Source organism: Vibrio bathopelagicus (assembly GCF_014879975.1).
In the GTDB taxonomy this organism is placed as follows: Bacteria; Pseudomonadota; Gammaproteobacteria; order Enterobacterales; family Vibrionaceae; genus Vibrio; species Vibrio bathopelagicus.
The window spans coordinates 1947938-1965546 of sequence record NZ_CP062500.1; the positions used below are offsets into that span (position 1 = coordinate 1947938).

The 17609-nt window shown below is 44.8% G+C and carries 5 protein-coding genes; all 5 read right to left on the reverse strand.

Annotation, left to right across the window (positions count from 1 at the left end):
* Positions 1-133: 133 nt before the first annotated feature.
* A complete protein-coding gene (locus tag IHV80_RS08655) occupies positions 134-3856 on the reverse strand; it encodes an SbcC/MukB-like Walker B domain-containing protein (RefSeq protein ID WP_192888736.1) in 3723 nt (1240 codons plus the stop codon).
* Positions 3857-3861: 5 nt separating this feature from the next.
* A complete protein-coding gene (gene sbcD / locus IHV80_RS08660; RefSeq protein WP_192888737.1) occupies positions 3862-5133 on the reverse strand; it encodes an exonuclease subunit SbcD in 1272 nt (423 codons plus the stop codon).
* Positions 5134-5402: 269 nt separating this feature from the next.
* Positions 5403-8135 carry a glycoside hydrolase family 3 protein gene (locus IHV80_RS08665; protein WP_192890741.1) on the reverse strand — a complete coding sequence of 911 codons (2733 nt, stop codon included), beginning with the start codon at positions 8133-8135 and terminating at the stop codon, positions 5403-5405.
* Positions 8136-8515: 380 nt separating this feature from the next.
* Positions 8516-9172, reverse strand: a complete 657-nt coding sequence (locus IHV80_RS08670) for a glutathione S-transferase family protein (protein WP_192888738.1) — start codon at positions 9170-9172, stop codon at positions 8516-8518.
* A gap of 205 nt (positions 9173-9377) precedes the next feature.
* Positions 9378-17255 carry a tandem-95 repeat protein gene (locus IHV80_RS08675; protein WP_192888739.1) on the reverse strand — a complete coding sequence of 2626 codons (7878 nt, stop codon included), beginning with the start codon at positions 17253-17255 and terminating at the stop codon, positions 9378-9380.
* Positions 17256-17609: the final 354 nt, after the last annotated feature.

Sequence of the window (17609 nt, forward strand, 5' to 3'; positions counted from 1 at the left end):
GATAGATAACAGTCCACAACTCAGTCATCCTCGAGAAGGAGGAACGACTGAGTCGGGGATCTGCTTTATCCAAACGGATTCAGCTTTATCTGAACTTACTCTGCTTAAATTCGACTAAGTCCGCTTAATCCAGTTAAGCAACGACTTTGTACTGCTTTTCCATCTCACTCACGCCAAGGCCTGAATGTTTTGTCACTTTAAGCTGCACTGGCACACGCTCTTTAAGTGCTTCAACGTGGCTGATAACACCAATCATCTTGCCTGACGCATTCAGGTTATCGAGTGCGTTAAGTGCGATGTCCAATGTATCGCTGTCTAGCGTGCCGAAACCTTCATCCAAGAACAGTGAATCAATACTGGTTTTGTGACTCACAAGATCAGATAACGCGAGTGCCAACGCCAAACTCACCAGGAAGCTTTCACCACCTGACAAGGTTTTGGTGTCGCGCATCACATCGCCCTGCCACGTATCCAACACTTGCAGCTCTAACCCGTCATCGGCTTTACGCTTTAACTCATAGCGCCCATGCAAGCGTTGTAATTGCTTATTTGCCAGATACACCAAGTTTTCTAACGTTAACCCTTGAGCAAACTTACGGAACTTGTCGCCATTTCTGGAGCCAATCAACGAATTAAGACGTGAGATGTCATCAAACTCAAGTTGTTGTACTGCGATCTGTTTGAACAAGTCTTGCTGATTGCTGCGGTTCTGGCGATCCGTTTCCAAGTTCGCAGAAATCGCACCAATTTGCGTAGCATGGCTTTGCTGCGCATTGGAACAGTCAGTCACGGCTTGTTCCACTTCTTGTTGTGGGAGTTGTCGCCAAACTTCTGCTTTGTCATGACCTTTAAGTTCGACTAGATTCGCGTTGGCTGAATTCAAACGAGCTTGTGCACTAACCATCGCCTCTTCTAGCGTTTTCTTAAGACTTTGCAGTTGCACTGTCACTGTTTCATCCAACAGTGCCGACTCAAACTCACCTTCTGTAGCAAATGGGCTTGTCGTTAATGCTTGCGCCCAAAGCGACATTACTTTAGTCAGAGCTGTCTGTTTCGCCACTAACTCGTCACTGTAACTGATGTGTTTCGTCTGTTCTGTTCGGTGGTCGAGTTCACAACGGTTAAATACCGCTTGAGCAGCATCGTGTGCGCTGACTGCATCCATCACTTTTTGTTTCATGGTGTTGGTTGTTATTTGAATATCTTGTGTACCAAACAGCTGCGCTCTAGATTCGGTAACAGCCGTCAACTCTTTCGACAGCAACTCAACCTCTTGATTCGCCACCGTGATGTCTTTCGCTAAGGCTTCTAACTTGTCATCAAATGCTTTCAGCTCAGCATGCTGGCTAATCAACTGCTTATCTAACCCATCATGCTGCTGTTTTGTAGTAAGCCACGTATTAGAAGCTTCAAGCTTTTGAGCAAACCAAGCATCAATATGTGCTAACACCGGCGCTTCAATCGAGGTTTGAATAATGCTTTCTCTAAGCCCTTGCCATTCAGATTCTTTCGCTTGCGCGCATTTAGCGGCCTGATCAATCAATGCGTTTGTTTGTGTGGAAAGATCTGCGAGTCGTTGGTCTGCGAGTTCAAGATTAGATAGAGCCTTCTCAACAATCATCGCGGTTGCTGCGCGCTGTTTCTCTGCATCAAGGTAGGCATTTTTTGCATCAGCCATATCGCGCAGGAGTATTATTGTGTTGTTAAGTTGCTGCTCACAAGCATCAACAAACGACTGCATAACGTCACTATTACCTAACCCTTCTACATTTGGTAGATTGATATTGAGTAGGCAATTCTGAGTCGCCAAAGTTGCATTGCTTTGCTCTAGCTTGGCAACAAGGTTTGCCCAATTCACTTTGGCTTGTTCGATATCGGCTTGAGCACGCTGAATTTCATCGTTGAGGCCATTGATGATAGGCACCAATGAATCCAATTGTTGACGATGCTCTGTGCCGTCTTTCTGAATAACGGCTAACTCTTGCTCTTCTCGCTCTTTTTGTGCAACAAGATCAGCGATATCCTGGGATTGCTCAATAGTATGCTCGGTTGAACCGCACAGTGGGCATTCTGAATCCGGCTTCAACGCCGCGCGATACTTCGCTAATTCACCTTCCTGATCAATTAGGCGAGTTAAACGCTCTAACGATGTCTTATTGTTCTGATAACGCTCCACCAGCACTTCACGCTCTTTTGTGAGCTTTTCACTAAGTTGAGTATTGGTCTGCAATTCGACAGATTTGAACGTTATACGCTGCGTCGCCTGAACAAAGCCTCGACTAATATCCACCAGAGTATTGGTATTGCGGCTCCAGTGCTCTAGCACCTCTTTTTGTGCGTTAAGGGTATGTTCATTGGCTTGTTGCTGCAAAGCGTCCCATCGCTGTTTGGCTTGGTTCTCTGCTGAGACTAGCTCTGTGAGTGCTTTGTCTTGAGCCAATTTAGAGTCTTTAGCTGCCTGTAACGACGCTTGCTGAGTGGCCAACGTGCGCTGTGAAGCTTGAACACTATTTAAAAGTTCCGTGTGTTGGCGCTCAAGATCTCGAACCTGAGTCACCTTGATTTGCCATTGACCCAAATACTTTTCAAGAAGGCTATCAGCTTGGTTAGCCGCTAAATATTGTGCAGCGATCTTTTCTTGCTGCATAATGGATTCAACAGCTTGATTCAAAGAGACTTGCAGCTGATTTGTCTCAACCTGCTGTTGATTAAGCGTATTTACCGTTTTAGAAGCCACTACTTGTTTGTCTTTCAACATCGCAATTTGGTTATCTAACGGGCGCACCTGTTCAATGATCTTGTCTTGATCTTGCTGTTCTTGTTTAGCGACCTCAACCGACTTGATGTGGTTATTGACACTCTGTTGTGCCGCGTTTTTTTCTACATCTCGCTCAGCTAATCGCTTGGTGCTGCTTTCAAGGTTCGCTTGAGTCGTCACAACTTCTTGGTCGCAACGCTTTAAATCTTTATGAAGCGGACGTAGTTTTTCAGCAGGCTCGCTATTAGCCAAACGATCTAACGATGGCTGATTTTCAACGAGGCTTTCTTGAGCAGTTTTTAGGTCATCATTACTTACCGTAATAACCTGTTCGGCTTTGCTGACGTCTTTCCACCAGCCTAAATGCGCGTTCCACTCAGTAAGTTGTTCAGCCAAACGTTTCTGTTCAGATTCTAGATGGTCATGTTCTTTGGTCAGGTCTTGAATCTGCTCTTCAGAAAGTAAGCTAACGCCCTCGGCCTTAGCTTTAAGGTGGTTGAGTGATTCTTCACTCGACTTGAAGTGGTCGTAAATACGCTCTGAAATCAGACTATAAACTTCGGTACCCGTAAGCTCTTCCAATAACTCGGCACGGTCGTTAGCGTTGGCATTTAAAAAAGCGGCAAACTCACCTTGCGACAACATTATAGATTTAGTAAATCGCGAGAAGTCCAAACCGGTCACTGTCTCAACCATCTTAATTTTCTTAGTGAGCTGCGTTTCTAATACAGCATCACTATCGGCATCTGCAAATTCACAGGTTGGTGTCTGAAGCGCACCATCATGTTTTCCGCGTGCTCTTTTATGATGAAAATTAGAGCGGTAAGTTTTACCTTTCACTTCAAATTCAATCTCAGCGAAACACTCACCGGTACCGCGCGTCATTAGCTCGTTCGTACCTTTGGCGATACTTTTTAAACGCGGTGTACGATGGAACAGTGCCAAACAGATCGCATCAAGAATTGTTGTCTTACCCGCCCCCGTTGGGCCCGTTATCGCAAACAGGCCATTTTCTGCGAACGGTGACTGAGTAAAGTCGAGCTTCCAACGACCTTTCAAAGAGTTCAGGTTTTCAAATTCTAGGCTTAAAATCTTCATACTTGTTACTCACCCGTCCCTTTTCGTGCTTCTATTTCTTCTTGGTTATCAGCACCATAAGACACTTCTTCCATCACTTGCTTGAACTTCACCGTCATTCGCTCTAAGCGTGCTTTTTCAGAATCAGTTTCAAACTCTTCTAAGGCGATACGTTTCTCAAACACATCCATCGGAGTTAACTCAGATAAGGTTTCTGCAGACTCTTGCTCTAACCCTTGGTTGCGTCGCTCTCTCGCCCTTCTCAATTGAAGTACTTCGACATTCAAGCCTTCAGTTAACGCACGCATGCGCTCTTGTAGATCAGATAAGTAATCCTGTGCTTGTACTTCTATCGACAGCCACACGCTTTGCCCTTCTTCCACACCAATATACTGGTTCAACTGAGATTCGATTTCACTCAAGTCACCTTTGATTTCAGCAAGGGGTTGGAATGTTGGGACCGCGAGTTGAGAAATGGTACGCTCGCCTTCAACAAACTCAACCACACACACTTGCTTCTGAGATTTAAGCTCATCAAAACTTAACGGAATTGGAGAACCGCAATAGCGAATGTATTCACGTTTTGCTACCACTTGTGGGCGGTGGATATGACCAAGGGCAATATAGTCAGCATTAGGGAAACCATCAGCGGCAAAACCGTCTAGGTTACCGACATAGATATCACGTACAGAATCAGACTGCTTAACGCCCATTGCGGTTAAGTGACCCGTTGCGATGATTGGCATATTGTCGTTATTTTCAAACGTCGCTCGCTTTACGACAGCGGCATCATAGACACTTTGATAGTGCTGTTTAATAGCGTCACCTAATTGCTTTTGACGCTCAACACCAGTAACACCGGCTTGGCTAGTCAACACATCGCGAGGGCGAATAAACGGAATAGCGCACACCAGCGCTTCTACATCACCACTTTTGCCTTTAAGCTCGACAACCTGAGTCGCGTATTCTTCATTGGTATTGGGAATCACATCTGCGCCCATGTACTTCAGTAATTGCTGAGTTTCTTTAAGCACAGACACTGAATCATGATTGCCACCCAATAACACCAATTGGCAGCCGATCTTATTCGAGTCGACAACAAACTTGTTATACATCTCACGAGCATAACTTGGTGGTGTACTGGTATCGAAAATATCGCCAGCAACAATTATCGCGTCGATGTTGTGCTCAGTAACTTGCTCAAGTAACCATTGTAAGAACCGTTCGTGCTCATTCTTACGGCTTTTATTGTAGAAGTTTTGGCCAAGGTGCCAATCGGACGTGTGAAGAATTTTCATTGCTGCTCACTGGAAGTCGGTAATATCGTCAATTTACCAAAATAGCTAACAACTACCAACTACCAACTACCAACTACAAAATGGGTTAGCGATATTTCCCTTTTATAAGCTTGTGAAAACCAACTAATTTCATCGTATTATCACAAGCGTACTAAATAGTACGCCTGTGACTATCTATGGATTTCGCTTATGTAGATTGCTATCAATGTTCCAACAACAAAAACCGCTCAAAGTAAGAGCGGTTATGGTTAGACTGTAACGAATCGGATTTATTGTATCCGCTTAAATATGCCACACTTCAGGCTATCTTTCGCTTCATCTAATTTCCGTGGAACGAAGCGTATCTCACCAATATCAAACTCAAATGGGTCATCTGAATAGAGTAAGAATGGCGTATTCATATTTGAAAAATCCACCCCACTTTTCGCTAAACATTTAAGGGGAACTTTAATTCGAGTCCATTGTTCCTCGGAGTTGATCAACGCCTTTTGTAAAGGCTCCTTAATCGATGCCATCGCGCCACACGGGTAAACACAATGCGATGCCAACCTTAGAGACTCAGGCACTGAACCTCGGACTGATATATCAAATTGAAGTGTTGCGTCTGCCGCTAAGTAATGACGAAGGTCGACACCTTTTTTATCGGGGGTTTGCAGGTAGAACTGCATTGGAAGCTGTTCACCAAATGACACGGCCAATGCATCTTGTTGGTGCTTATAATTTATTGGCGTCGTTGTTGCACTGCCAATTTCTAACGCCTTGGAGCGAGAGACAAAGGTGCCTTTCCAACTCGTCACCTGACCGCTGATTTTGGGTACAAATTTGTCGGTCGCTAGTCGGCTATAGATTTCTAAGTTGTGTTCGGGTGTCGCTTTCTGTTTTGCGACACCACATCCGCGCTCTCTATCATCTAAGGGAAACTCCCCTGCATCCATTTGTTCTGTTGAGCTTTGGTAGTTCAACCCAAACCCATAACCAAACAAAGGAGCAGCCTCACTTTCGGGACTTTCGGTAACAGGAGTCTGATAATTGGGAATGTGAGATGCAGTTAGATTGAAGTTCGTCATACACTTGGTCGACGGCCATGAGTAAGAGAGCTTGCCACTGAAGTCTGCTCCATTAAGATTGAACAATACATCCGTGATGCCTTGGCCTTCAGTGCCAGGCAACCAAGCAGCAACAAAGGCATCCGACTGGTTGAGCTCAGGGTTGACGTAAAGTGGGCGGCCTGAAAAGAAAACCGTCACCACCTCATAACCTAGGTTTTTAAGGTCGGTCAGTAACTCCAAATCTTCCGTGTAACTGGCTTTAAGCTCTGAGTAAGCAAGCGTTTGATGTGATTTAATATCGCCAAACATCTCTGCGTACGGGTCTTCACCAATAACCACAATCGCGACCGCATCCATTGGAGCTTCACTTACCTCTGTAAACACCCTTTTTTCACCCACTTGATGAGTGATGGCTTCTAACACAGTCATACCATGAGGAAAATCGCTACGCTTGTTTTCGTTCCCTTGCCATGTCAGCGTCCAACCTCCGGTCTGCTTTTGTAAATCATTTGCTGCGCTACCCACCACCAAATAGCTTTGATTACTTGAGTTTAAGGGCAACACATTATTATCATTTTTCAGCAAGACTAAAGACTCTCTCACCGCTTGGCGTGCAACCTCCCTGTGCGACTTAGCACCTATCAAGGTTTGGTCTGCTGCATATAAACGATATGAAGGACGGGGTTTCTCCCACAACCCAGCGCGCATCTTTACTCGCAAAATACGCGTCACCGCATCGTCAATTCGCGACATAGGTATGACACCCGAACGAACTTGCTTTATCACATTACGATAGAAGCCTTTCCAATCACGATTATCCGTGACCATGAAGAGGTCATTCCCGGCATTAACCGCTTGAGGACAATCAGAATTAGTACACCCTTTTACTTCTCCGTGGCCATTCCAATCGGTAACTACAATGCCGTCAAAACCCATTTTATCTTTCAGTACTTCAGTGACCAGATAACGACTACCATGAAGCTTACCTTTGTGCGATTTTGCTTGGTTCTGATTGGATCCGTTTGAGATTAACAGGGCTTGGCTTTCGATGTCTGTAGGTTTACCACTTTGATTTTGCGAGCCCAGCGTCGGCTCACTCCAAGAATTGAATGAAGTCATCACAACTTGAGCACCCGCTTCTATCGCCGAAAAGTATCCCATCGCATGAATGTTACGTAAGTTTTCTTCACTTGAGCGATTTACACCTCGATCCACCCCTTTTTCTGTCCCGCCATCACCAAGCCAGTGCTTTACCGTTGCGATGACTTTGGATTCTGAACGGAGTTGTTTTTGATCGCCTTGCAAACCAGCAACAATTGCCTCGGCATACTCAGAAGTAATTTCCGGAGATTCGGAGTAGCCCTCATAGACTCGTCCCCAACGGTAATCTCGAGGAACAGCAACAGTGGGCGCAAACGTTAGGTCGATTCCGGTTGCGGCGACTTCTGTGGCGGTGACTTCACCAATTCTTTGGATAAGTTCAGGGTTATTCGCTGCGCCAAGGCCGATATTATGGGGGAAGAGTGTCGCGCCAAATACATTGTTGTGTCCGTGGACCGCATCCGTTGCCCACATGAAAGGGATCCGGAACCCACGCCCTGCATACGCTTCGTCTAGCGCTAACCAATATTGGTCGGATTGAAGTGCCCAATCACGAGCGGTAGCGGTTTTGTTTTCATTAGGCCAACCACCACCGCCATTTAACACAGAACCGATTTTGTATTGCTTCGCTTCTTGTGGTGTCACTTGACGATACTCTGGCATGATCATCTGGCCGACTTTTTCACCAAGTGTCATCCGTTGCACTAAATCCGCAACTCGATCTTCAATGTATTGCTCTTTGACAATACGACTCTTTAGTTCAGGCCAATCACTATAATATCTAAGTTCTGAATGTGGCTGACCAGGGTCGTTGTTTTCATTAAGGTCTGCTGTCGTGACAGGGGCAAACAATAGTCCCACCACAGCTCCATAAAGGTAAATATTGTTATTCTTTGATATCACCTTGTAATCCCTAGCTAAATTGGCCACTCCGTAATATCAAGTGTAGGTTAGAAAACGCAAAACTATAAACACAAAGATGCATATAGAGAGGTTCAGCACGATATCGACAATATAAAAGGTGGAATCACGCTACAACGCACTGTTTTTAGGGCCAATATTGAGAAGGGCCATGCCTTTCTAGGCTCTGATGAGAGAAGTTTTTGAACCACTTAAGCGACATAGGAATATAGGTATATAGGTAATTAGGTAATTAGGTAATTAGGTAATTAGATAATTATGCCCACGCCTTTGATATAAAGTGGGCATAGTAGGTAATCCAAGTCTAATGGTTAACGTGCTTCAGCTAAGTTAGCTAAGTAGGTATTGGTTAGATAGAAACCACTGAATTTTTCAATAAAGTCTTGAGGTATTGTTTTCTCAGCTAAACCAGAATCAATAATTGCCGTTTGCCATTTCTGTACTTTCGGAAAGCCTGCTAGCATATCGAACCCCGAACGATCTTTAATAACTGAAGCTCGGTGCAATAGTGGTAGCCAAGCGATATCAACGTTTGAAATGTAGTCTCCTTTAAAGAATTCATTGTCACCTAGTTGACTCTCCGCCTTAGAAAATGATTTTTGCAGATTAGCTAAACGTGTGTAAAAGGTGTCTTTATCTTTACTGCTCATGGTGCCGCATTGAGCCATATAATGCTTGCTAGCCTGATACGACCATGCACGGTCCAGTGCTTTTTGCTCCTCAGTAACATCTTCAATTGGTGCGTATTTGTCATCTAGGTATTCAACGATTGCATCTGACTCAAACAGAACTGTTTCATTTTCAGTGACTAATACAGGAACCTGTCCGTTCGGAGAGATATCTAGGAACCATTGTGGCTTATTGCTCAATTCTATGTATTCAATTTCGAACGGTACATTTTTAGTAACAAGGGAGCCCATAACACGTTGAACAAATGGGCAGTTTTTAAAGCTAATTAATTTAATCATTTTCGACTCCGAATTAGGTCATTAAGTTATATCTACACACCTAAGACGTAGGCCAAATACAAAAGACGAAAAATAATTCCAAATTTACAGAAATAATTTAAAAGAACAAAAAAAAGCCACTTTAGATTGGCTACTCACTGGGTGAACAAGCAATCAAAGTGGCCCTATTTTCCTCTATATCAGGTCCTTAAACGACGTATACGTATTATTCACCTAACGCCGATAAGTCATCACCTTGCATAGGTTCTGGGCTGTTGTTGTCGAAGCTTGAGTTATCATCCATCACATCCACACCTATCGCGGTATTATCCTCTTTCGTCCAGTCAGAGCCGCAAGAGCTTTCTTCACCGATCATAGGGCTCGCGTTGTCCGCACTGCTTCCTTGCATCTCATAGCTTGGGTCGACTTGAAGAACGCTTGTACACGAAGCTCCTTCAACTTCAACATCCATTGCAGTCATACCTACAAGGTCAAACTCAACGTCACCGACAAAGGAATCCTCAATAGAGAGTGCGAATGGTTGTGATGTATCACTGATTACATAACCGTCACCACCATCACTTAGGCCTTGAGTTGGCACGACTTCTTCTGGCAAGCCAATTACATGCAAGTGATCAACGGCTACATTGTCTGAAATGTGCTCAGGGATATCGATATTTACTTCTCCACCAGGAGCGACTGTGTAATCCGGCTCAGTTGCGCTTTGTGGCTGTGCTTGTTCCTGCTCTACTGACACAGCCTGAACCCCAACTCCAGTTCCAGAATCTTCTTGTTCAGATTGCAATAACACTTGATGAGACTGCCCATCTGAAGTAGTAAAGTCGACACCAATTTCACCTTCGTAGCTTGGGTCGCCCCAGAAGCTCCACGTATCATTATTGTTATCGATAAGTGTGCCTCCATCACCTGAATAAGAGACATCAGTAACCGTCGTCGTCTCATCAGCCTCTTCAACTTGCTCTAACAAATCTGATGCTAGAAGCAGTGCATAGTTTTCATCACCTAGAGCAAAAGGAGAGCTTGAAGTGTGTTGTGAGCCAAGCTCTGTTGTGACTTCGTTGTCCGCCGGATCTTCTACCTCATCTAACGACACAACCGAGACCGTAACAGAGAAATCCCCGCTGTAATTTTCCGGAGGCGTCATAACTAACGCATCCATATTCCAGTTACCAATATCCACAAACTGGCCGGGCTCTGTAATCGTTACACTATGAGTGCCATCCCCAACAACAAAACCAACTGGGTAACCCGTCATCACAACGCTGGTCATCACTTCAGACGTATCAAGTTGCTCAATATCAATACCGAAATGACCAGATGTGTCTTCCATAAAGACAAGAGGACCGTCAAAACTCGTGGTAATCACGACACCATCAGCAACCGGACGAATATAGACATTCATGTCCATACTGGCTTCCGTCGTTCCATCAGTGACCACGACTTGCAGCCCTGTCGTACCAGCAAAGTCATCGGTCGGCGTAAACGTCCAAGTACCATTACCATTTTCAACAACGGTTCCTTCAGCCTCTTCGCCTTCAGCAGTAATAACTCGCGAAACTGAAAGTGCGCTGTCTACGTCACCAAATAGCTCAATCAAATCCGAACTATTGAAGGTTACTGCGCCGTCTTCCTCTACAGCGAGATGCGCATTCCCCGTTTGGAAAGGTTCATCGTCAACGGCGATAATATTGACGTTAATCGTACCTTCCGTTGTAAGCTCACCATCACTTACAACATAAGCTACATCGACCGAACCGTTATAGTGTTCAGGTACAACAACTTGGTATAAGCCATCTTGATTCTGCGTGATACTCGCTTGAGCGGGTGAACGAACACTGATACTTTCCAGCGTAAACTCGGTACTGTCTACATCACTGATTTGCGACAGTATAAAGTTAGGATCAATGGTTATCACCTGATCTTCAGAGTCTGTCACTTCCAATGTAGGGGCAATCGGAGCGTCGTTGACCGCATCAACCGTCAACTGTAACCCTGATTGAACAATATCCTCTCCGTCTGTTACGTCATAAGAAATATTGATAGCACCAAAGTAATCTGGACTCGGAGTAATAGTGTAACTTCCGTCTCCATTATCACGCAGTGACGCATCGCCTTCTAAATCAATGTTGATAGCGGTAAGTTTGTCACCATCAGGGTCCGAAGCATTGGCCAATAGGTCATCTTGCGTAAGCGTGATGACGCCATCTTCATCGACATGATATTCCAGGTTGCCTTCAATCGTTGGGGCGTCTTGTTGTGGTATTACATCAACAAATACATTCGCCGTATCAAATGATCCATTACCATCCGTTACTGTGTATTCAAAACTCGCTTCCCCGAAATAGTTAGGTGCAGGCGTAAATATCACCTCACCACTCTCTGTTAACGTCACCTCACCTAGCGATTCATCAATTCGTACTTCCGTAATGGTTAGCGTGTCTCCATCGGCATCTGTATCGTTTGCTAATAGATCATCAACACTTAAGACCAATTGACCATCTTCAAGCACTTGCATTGGTGAAGTAGTAATTAAACCATCGATGTTGATCAGTTCATCCGTGACACTGATCGCTTGCGATGCTGTATCGTAGTTTAAGTCTAACGAATGTTCGCTATTCACTTCGGTACCATCGCCCTGAATTGTCACGAGCTGGAGCTCTTCAGACAAAGTTCTTGATACCGTCATGTTTTGTACTACATAAGTACCGCCACCACCTGTTGTCCCTAATACGAAGTGGTGAACAGGTTGATCTGTTGTGAAGGCGTATGTGTCTTGATACTCACCCGACTCACGGTAACCACCTTGAGAGTCAATGACATTACCATCAGAGTCATAAGCTGTAATGATGACTTCCGTTGCATTCGAGTTAGATTCATCAAACCAGCCTCCCAAACCATCTAGTTGGAAAGTTATCTGGTTAACATCCTCCCCTTCAACCGTCACAATAAGCTCGTCATCGTCCGATAAACCATGTCGACCTTGGTCACCAATCCCTGCACCAACTGATGTTCCAGCGCCATTCCACGCTGTTAGGTCACCGTTAGTCACTTCTGTTGTAATGGTGACGTTGTCTTGAGCAAACACTGCAGTACTACCATTAACTTGGCCCCAATCGGAAGCCTGTGCAACGCCGTCAAACACCGTTGTACTTGCATCGCTATCAAAGCTACCAACCTTAATATCCATTGTTGAAGCTTCAACGTCGGCGACGTCTGGAACATACTGAAGTTCGGTATCCGCCGGGTAAACAACACCAACTTCGAGTTCAGCCCATTCGTTATTGTCATTGAGGTATTCCAGTGTGCCGTGTTCCGGCGCAGCATCGAGACGAATCGAAGGCTCAGCGGCTGGTAAAGAGGAATCATCTGTCGCAAAAACAGCATCATTGACTGACACAACGGTAATATCGGCAGTCGTATTTGCTAATGCTCCTTCGTTATCTGAAATAACCACATCTAACGACAAATTACCGTGGAAATTTTCATTTGGTGTAAATAGGTAGCTACCATCTTGGTTAAGCTCTAACGTCCCATCATCACCAGAATAAGTGACCGATTCTAACGTCACGTCACCTTCTACATCTGATGAATTTTCCAATAACATTTCAGGTGTCAGTTCGAGTACACCGTCTTCGTCAAATTCATAGGAAGTCACACCCGCAACTGGACCGTCATTGACAGCTTCCACCTCAAGCTCAAGGCTTCCCTCAACAGACTCTACGCCATCGGTCACTTGGTACGTAATCGAAACAACACCGGCGTAATTTTCGTCAGGTGTAATCGTGAACGTATCATCACCGTTGTCCATGATTGAGCCATTCTCTACTTGGAAGTCGCTCACAGAAAGTTCATCACCCTCAACATCATCAGCATTCGCGAGTAGCTCTTCTAAGCTAAGAGTGATTTCGTTGTCTTCTTTGGTAGACGCAGAAACTGTTCCCGACACCGTTGGGCCATCGTTGACTGGGGTCACATTTAATTGAAGATCACCCGCCACTACATGAGTCCCATCACTAACATCAAAACTCAGCTCGATTTCACCATTGACGTTGGCATCGGGCGTTATTGTGTAAGAACCGTCTTCATTCTCTATGACCGAGGCGTTACCGTTAACAACCGTTAAATTGGTAGCAATAAGGTCATCACCATTGACATCAGACGCGTTGGCTAACAGCTCATCTTGCGTGACAGTAATCGCGACGTCTTCATCCGTTGTGGCTTCAACAGATTCAACATCCGGTGCATATTCATTGGCATCAACGTGAATCGTATGTAGTGTGGTCGCTGAATCTTGATTTGCTGCTTCTGTCGTTGTTGCAGCAACTTCCAAATCAAATGAATCACTGAACCCATCAGGCAATTCAAGCGCTAACGTTTGGTCCAATACAACGGAAGGGATAACGATCGGTGTATCATCGGAAACAACTATTTCACCGCTGTATATCCCTTGGTTAACTTCACCTAAATCGATAGAGAAAGAGAAATCATCATAGTCTCGGTCACCTCCATTATAGAGGTCCTCGATTCCATAGATCAGTTCGCCTTCTTCGTCCATCGTTGTGCGAGTATGCTCTTGACCATCTTGGTTGAGGTTGGTGCTAGTTCCGCCATGAAATACCGCGTCACCATTCTGGCTCCGAACGACTGTCTCTGTGCCGTCTTGAGCTATATAGATAAGTTGAGGATCAACTGAAGACATCGACGCTGGAGAGCCATCATTTTCTCTAAACTCATATTGCCCATCTTGCATGGTACTAAAGTTGTTGTGGCTATTGCCGTTTGGAATGACAAATAGGTTGAAGCTTTGACCTGCTTCTAGGTCGAAAGAGAAGGAAGACTGACCGGGTATTAGATCCCCTCCAGAGCCTTGCTGTGAAGCATTAACGTAAACCAAATTTACATCTGAAATGGTGCCATCTTCTTCAACAAGGTAGTAGCCAGCCGAGTTTTGGAAACCAGCGCCCTCACCTTCAAATGTCACCGTTACCGTAGTATCTGCAAAACTCGTCAAACCGTTCGACTGGTCATTAATAACGGCATCATTGTCATAACGAAGAACACTGCCTTGTGGCGAACCACCTAAGGTCACACTTAACGTTTCTGACAGATCTTGGTCGACTAGTTCGGCATCAATATTCAGCTCAACGACATTGGCGTCATCGCGAATTGAGCCACCGTCTTCGATTACGGTACCATCACCTTCGGTAATTTGAAGATTGGCAGAATCCGCAACTGCATCAACCGTGATCTCTATTGATGCTGAACTACTTTCGATCCCATCCGTGATAGAGAAGTCCAAATTCAGTTCACCACTGAAGTTCTCGCTAGGCGTAAACACATGAGTTCCGCTAGCAGGGTCACTAACTAACGTCCCGTCGTTGCCACTGTAAGAAACCGATTCAACCGCTAAGTCATCGCCATCAACGTCTGACGCAGCTTCAATTAACTGGACATCTGTCAGTGTAATAGTGCCATCTTCATCCATTTGATAAGCGAGGTTTTCAACTACTGGCCCATCATTTACCGCAGCGACATTAAAGCTCACCGTCGAACTGGTGGTGGAAGTGTCGCCATTGGAAGCTTCAATGGAGGTCGCAGACACTTCTAAGTCCACATCTCCGTTGAAATTCTCGGCGGGTGTGAACTGTAAGTCTCCATGAGCCCAATCTTTGACATCAACAGAGTCATCATCACCACTTGCTGTAAAGGTATTCGTACCATCCGTTACGGTTGCACCTTCTGGAATGGCATCAATGATAATGGACTGCATACTCTCAGAGCCATCTAAGTCCGTGAGCACTGCACTAATATCAATCGCAATATCTTGATCTTCAGTCGCAACTTCGGTGACTTGAATTCTATCTAATACACCCCCGACACTATCATCACCAGGAGCGTTAAATTCGAGACGTGGGTTATCCGTTGAAGCCGTAAGTTCATAATTGTATGTGTGCCAGCCGACACTGTCGTGGCTGATCGTGTCGATTAACTCGCCTTCAAAGTAAACTTGAATCGCAGAGTTATCGCCTTCCGCATTCTGTCTTGCGGAATAATCGAAGCTCAGAGATACCGTCTCACCTTGTTGAATGGTCAAATTCTGGTAGATATTCGATTCATCACCAGGATGGGCCTCTAACTCTATTACGTTGCCTCGGTCGCTATCACTGATGCCGGTGTAAACTTGTTCACCACGAATTTCCAAATAACCATTCGCGTTGTCTGTACTCCAGTTGGCTAAAATATTAGGGTCATCGAAGTCGGTAGTGACAGGCTGACCTATCGTGACAGTAACATCTGGCGCATCAGCCACAGCGTCTACCGTAAACTGAACAGAAGATGTGGTTGTGGCCGTGTCCCCATTGGACTCTTCAATAGAAGTCGCTGAAACACTTAAACTAATATCACCACTGAAATTTTCAGGTGGGGTAAACTGTAACTCAGAGTGTTGCCATCCATTTACGTCAATTGAATTATCGTTGGAAGTCGCTGTAAATGATTGCTCCCCATCCGTTAATGTTGCGCCTTCTGGAATTGAGTCAACAACGATTGACTGCATGCTCTCTGAACCATCCAGATCAGTAAGAGCAGCACTAATATCGATACTAATATCGTTGTCTTCAGTCGCTAGTTCTGTGACTTGTATGTTATCCAACACACCACCAACACTATCGTCCCCAGGCGCGTTGAATTCTAAACGAGGATTGTCAGACGACGCGGTTAGCTCGTAGTTATATGTATGCCACCCCACGCTGTCTTGACTGATCGTGTCGATTAACTCGCCTTCAAAGTAAACTTGAATAGCTGAATTATCACCTTCGGCGTTCAAACGAGCCGAGTAATCAAAGCTAAGCTGGACGGTTTCGCCCTCTTGGATCTGCAAGTCTTGGTAAATATTAGACTCATCACCAGGGTGCGCTTCCAACTCAATTACGTTACCTCGCTCACTATCCGTAATACCTGTGTAAACTTGTTCACCACGAATTTCGATATGGTCATTCGCGTTGTCTGTGCTCCACTCGGAAAGCAAATTAGGGTCATCAAAATCGGTGATTGTAGGATCGCCCACCGTCACAGTGACTTCAGGAGCATCAGCTTCAGCATCAATGACGAACTGGATAGAAGAGTGTGTCGTTGCGGTATCACTGTTGGATGTTTCGACAGAGGTAGCTGAAAGATCTAGCGACACTTCACCGCTGAAATTTTCCACTGTAGTAAACTGTAAACCGTCATGTTGCCAATTGGTAATATCAGCTGACGATTCACTTGAACTCGAGGTAAAAGTGTTGGTTCCATCGGTTAGCGTTGCGCCTTCCGGAATATCACTCACCACAATTGACTGCATCGCTTCAGAGCCATCCATATCAACCAATGCCGCACTGATATCAATAGAGACGGCGTGATCTTCAGTGATTATTTCATCCACGACGACATTAAGTTCTGGTGCATCAGCCTCTGCTTCAACACTCACATCAAAACTTAATGTATCGGTAGTCGTATCTGAATGTTCCAATTCGTCGGAATAAATGGAATGTTCCGGCTCAACTTGCACACCAAATGATGTGGAATCTACTTTACTGTCGCTACTTGAATCATTGTTTGAATTTTGTGAGGACGACGCTGACTTAGCACTGTCATTTGAGGCTGAGCTCTGTTGTGAGTTTTGTTGTTGACTCGAACTCGCAGATGGTGATTGTTCAGCTGAATTTCCGCCTACATCTTGTGTCTCTTGAGCACTACTTGAAAGAGGAGATAGCCCATCATCGGCTTCCGGCTCGTCCTCAAGCACTTTAGATTGAGCGCTACCTTGTTGTTCACTCGGTTGATCTTCTTCGACGGCTTGAACTTGAGATTCGCCTTCTTCTTGAGAAGCACCCTGCTCTTGCCCGCTTTCTTCTTGCTGTACTTCCTCTTCAGCCGATAAAGGTGCGACCGAATCAGTACCAGTTGCTACCGTGTTTGCGGCAGAGGATTGCTGATTATTTTGACTGTTCGCATTCGATGAAGCAGGAGATTTGTCATCAGTAACAACCTGTTCTACTGCATCATTTAGATTATTGTTATTAGTATTTCCACCAACTGGCATATTCCGCTCCTTGTCATTAACTTAAACATGCACAAACTACAATGCTACCTGTAGCATAGAATACAAAGCTCATATGACAAGCTTAGAAAAAGCAATAATATTTAAAATCTGATCGCTCTCTTACTTGAAACATTTAAGTATTAAAATTAACAAGTTGCGTCCTATTATATGCAATAGGTTTTTATGCGTCTCAACCAAAACTAAAACAACATAGATAAAGTTGAGGTTACGAAAGCCATTTAGGTAGATTCAGTTCTATACGGAGTATTAGGAAGTAACCCGTATTCTGATGAATTGACCAAGTGAGCGGAATTGCTCCGCTACTTGTGTACATAAAATACGTCAAGGCAAAAG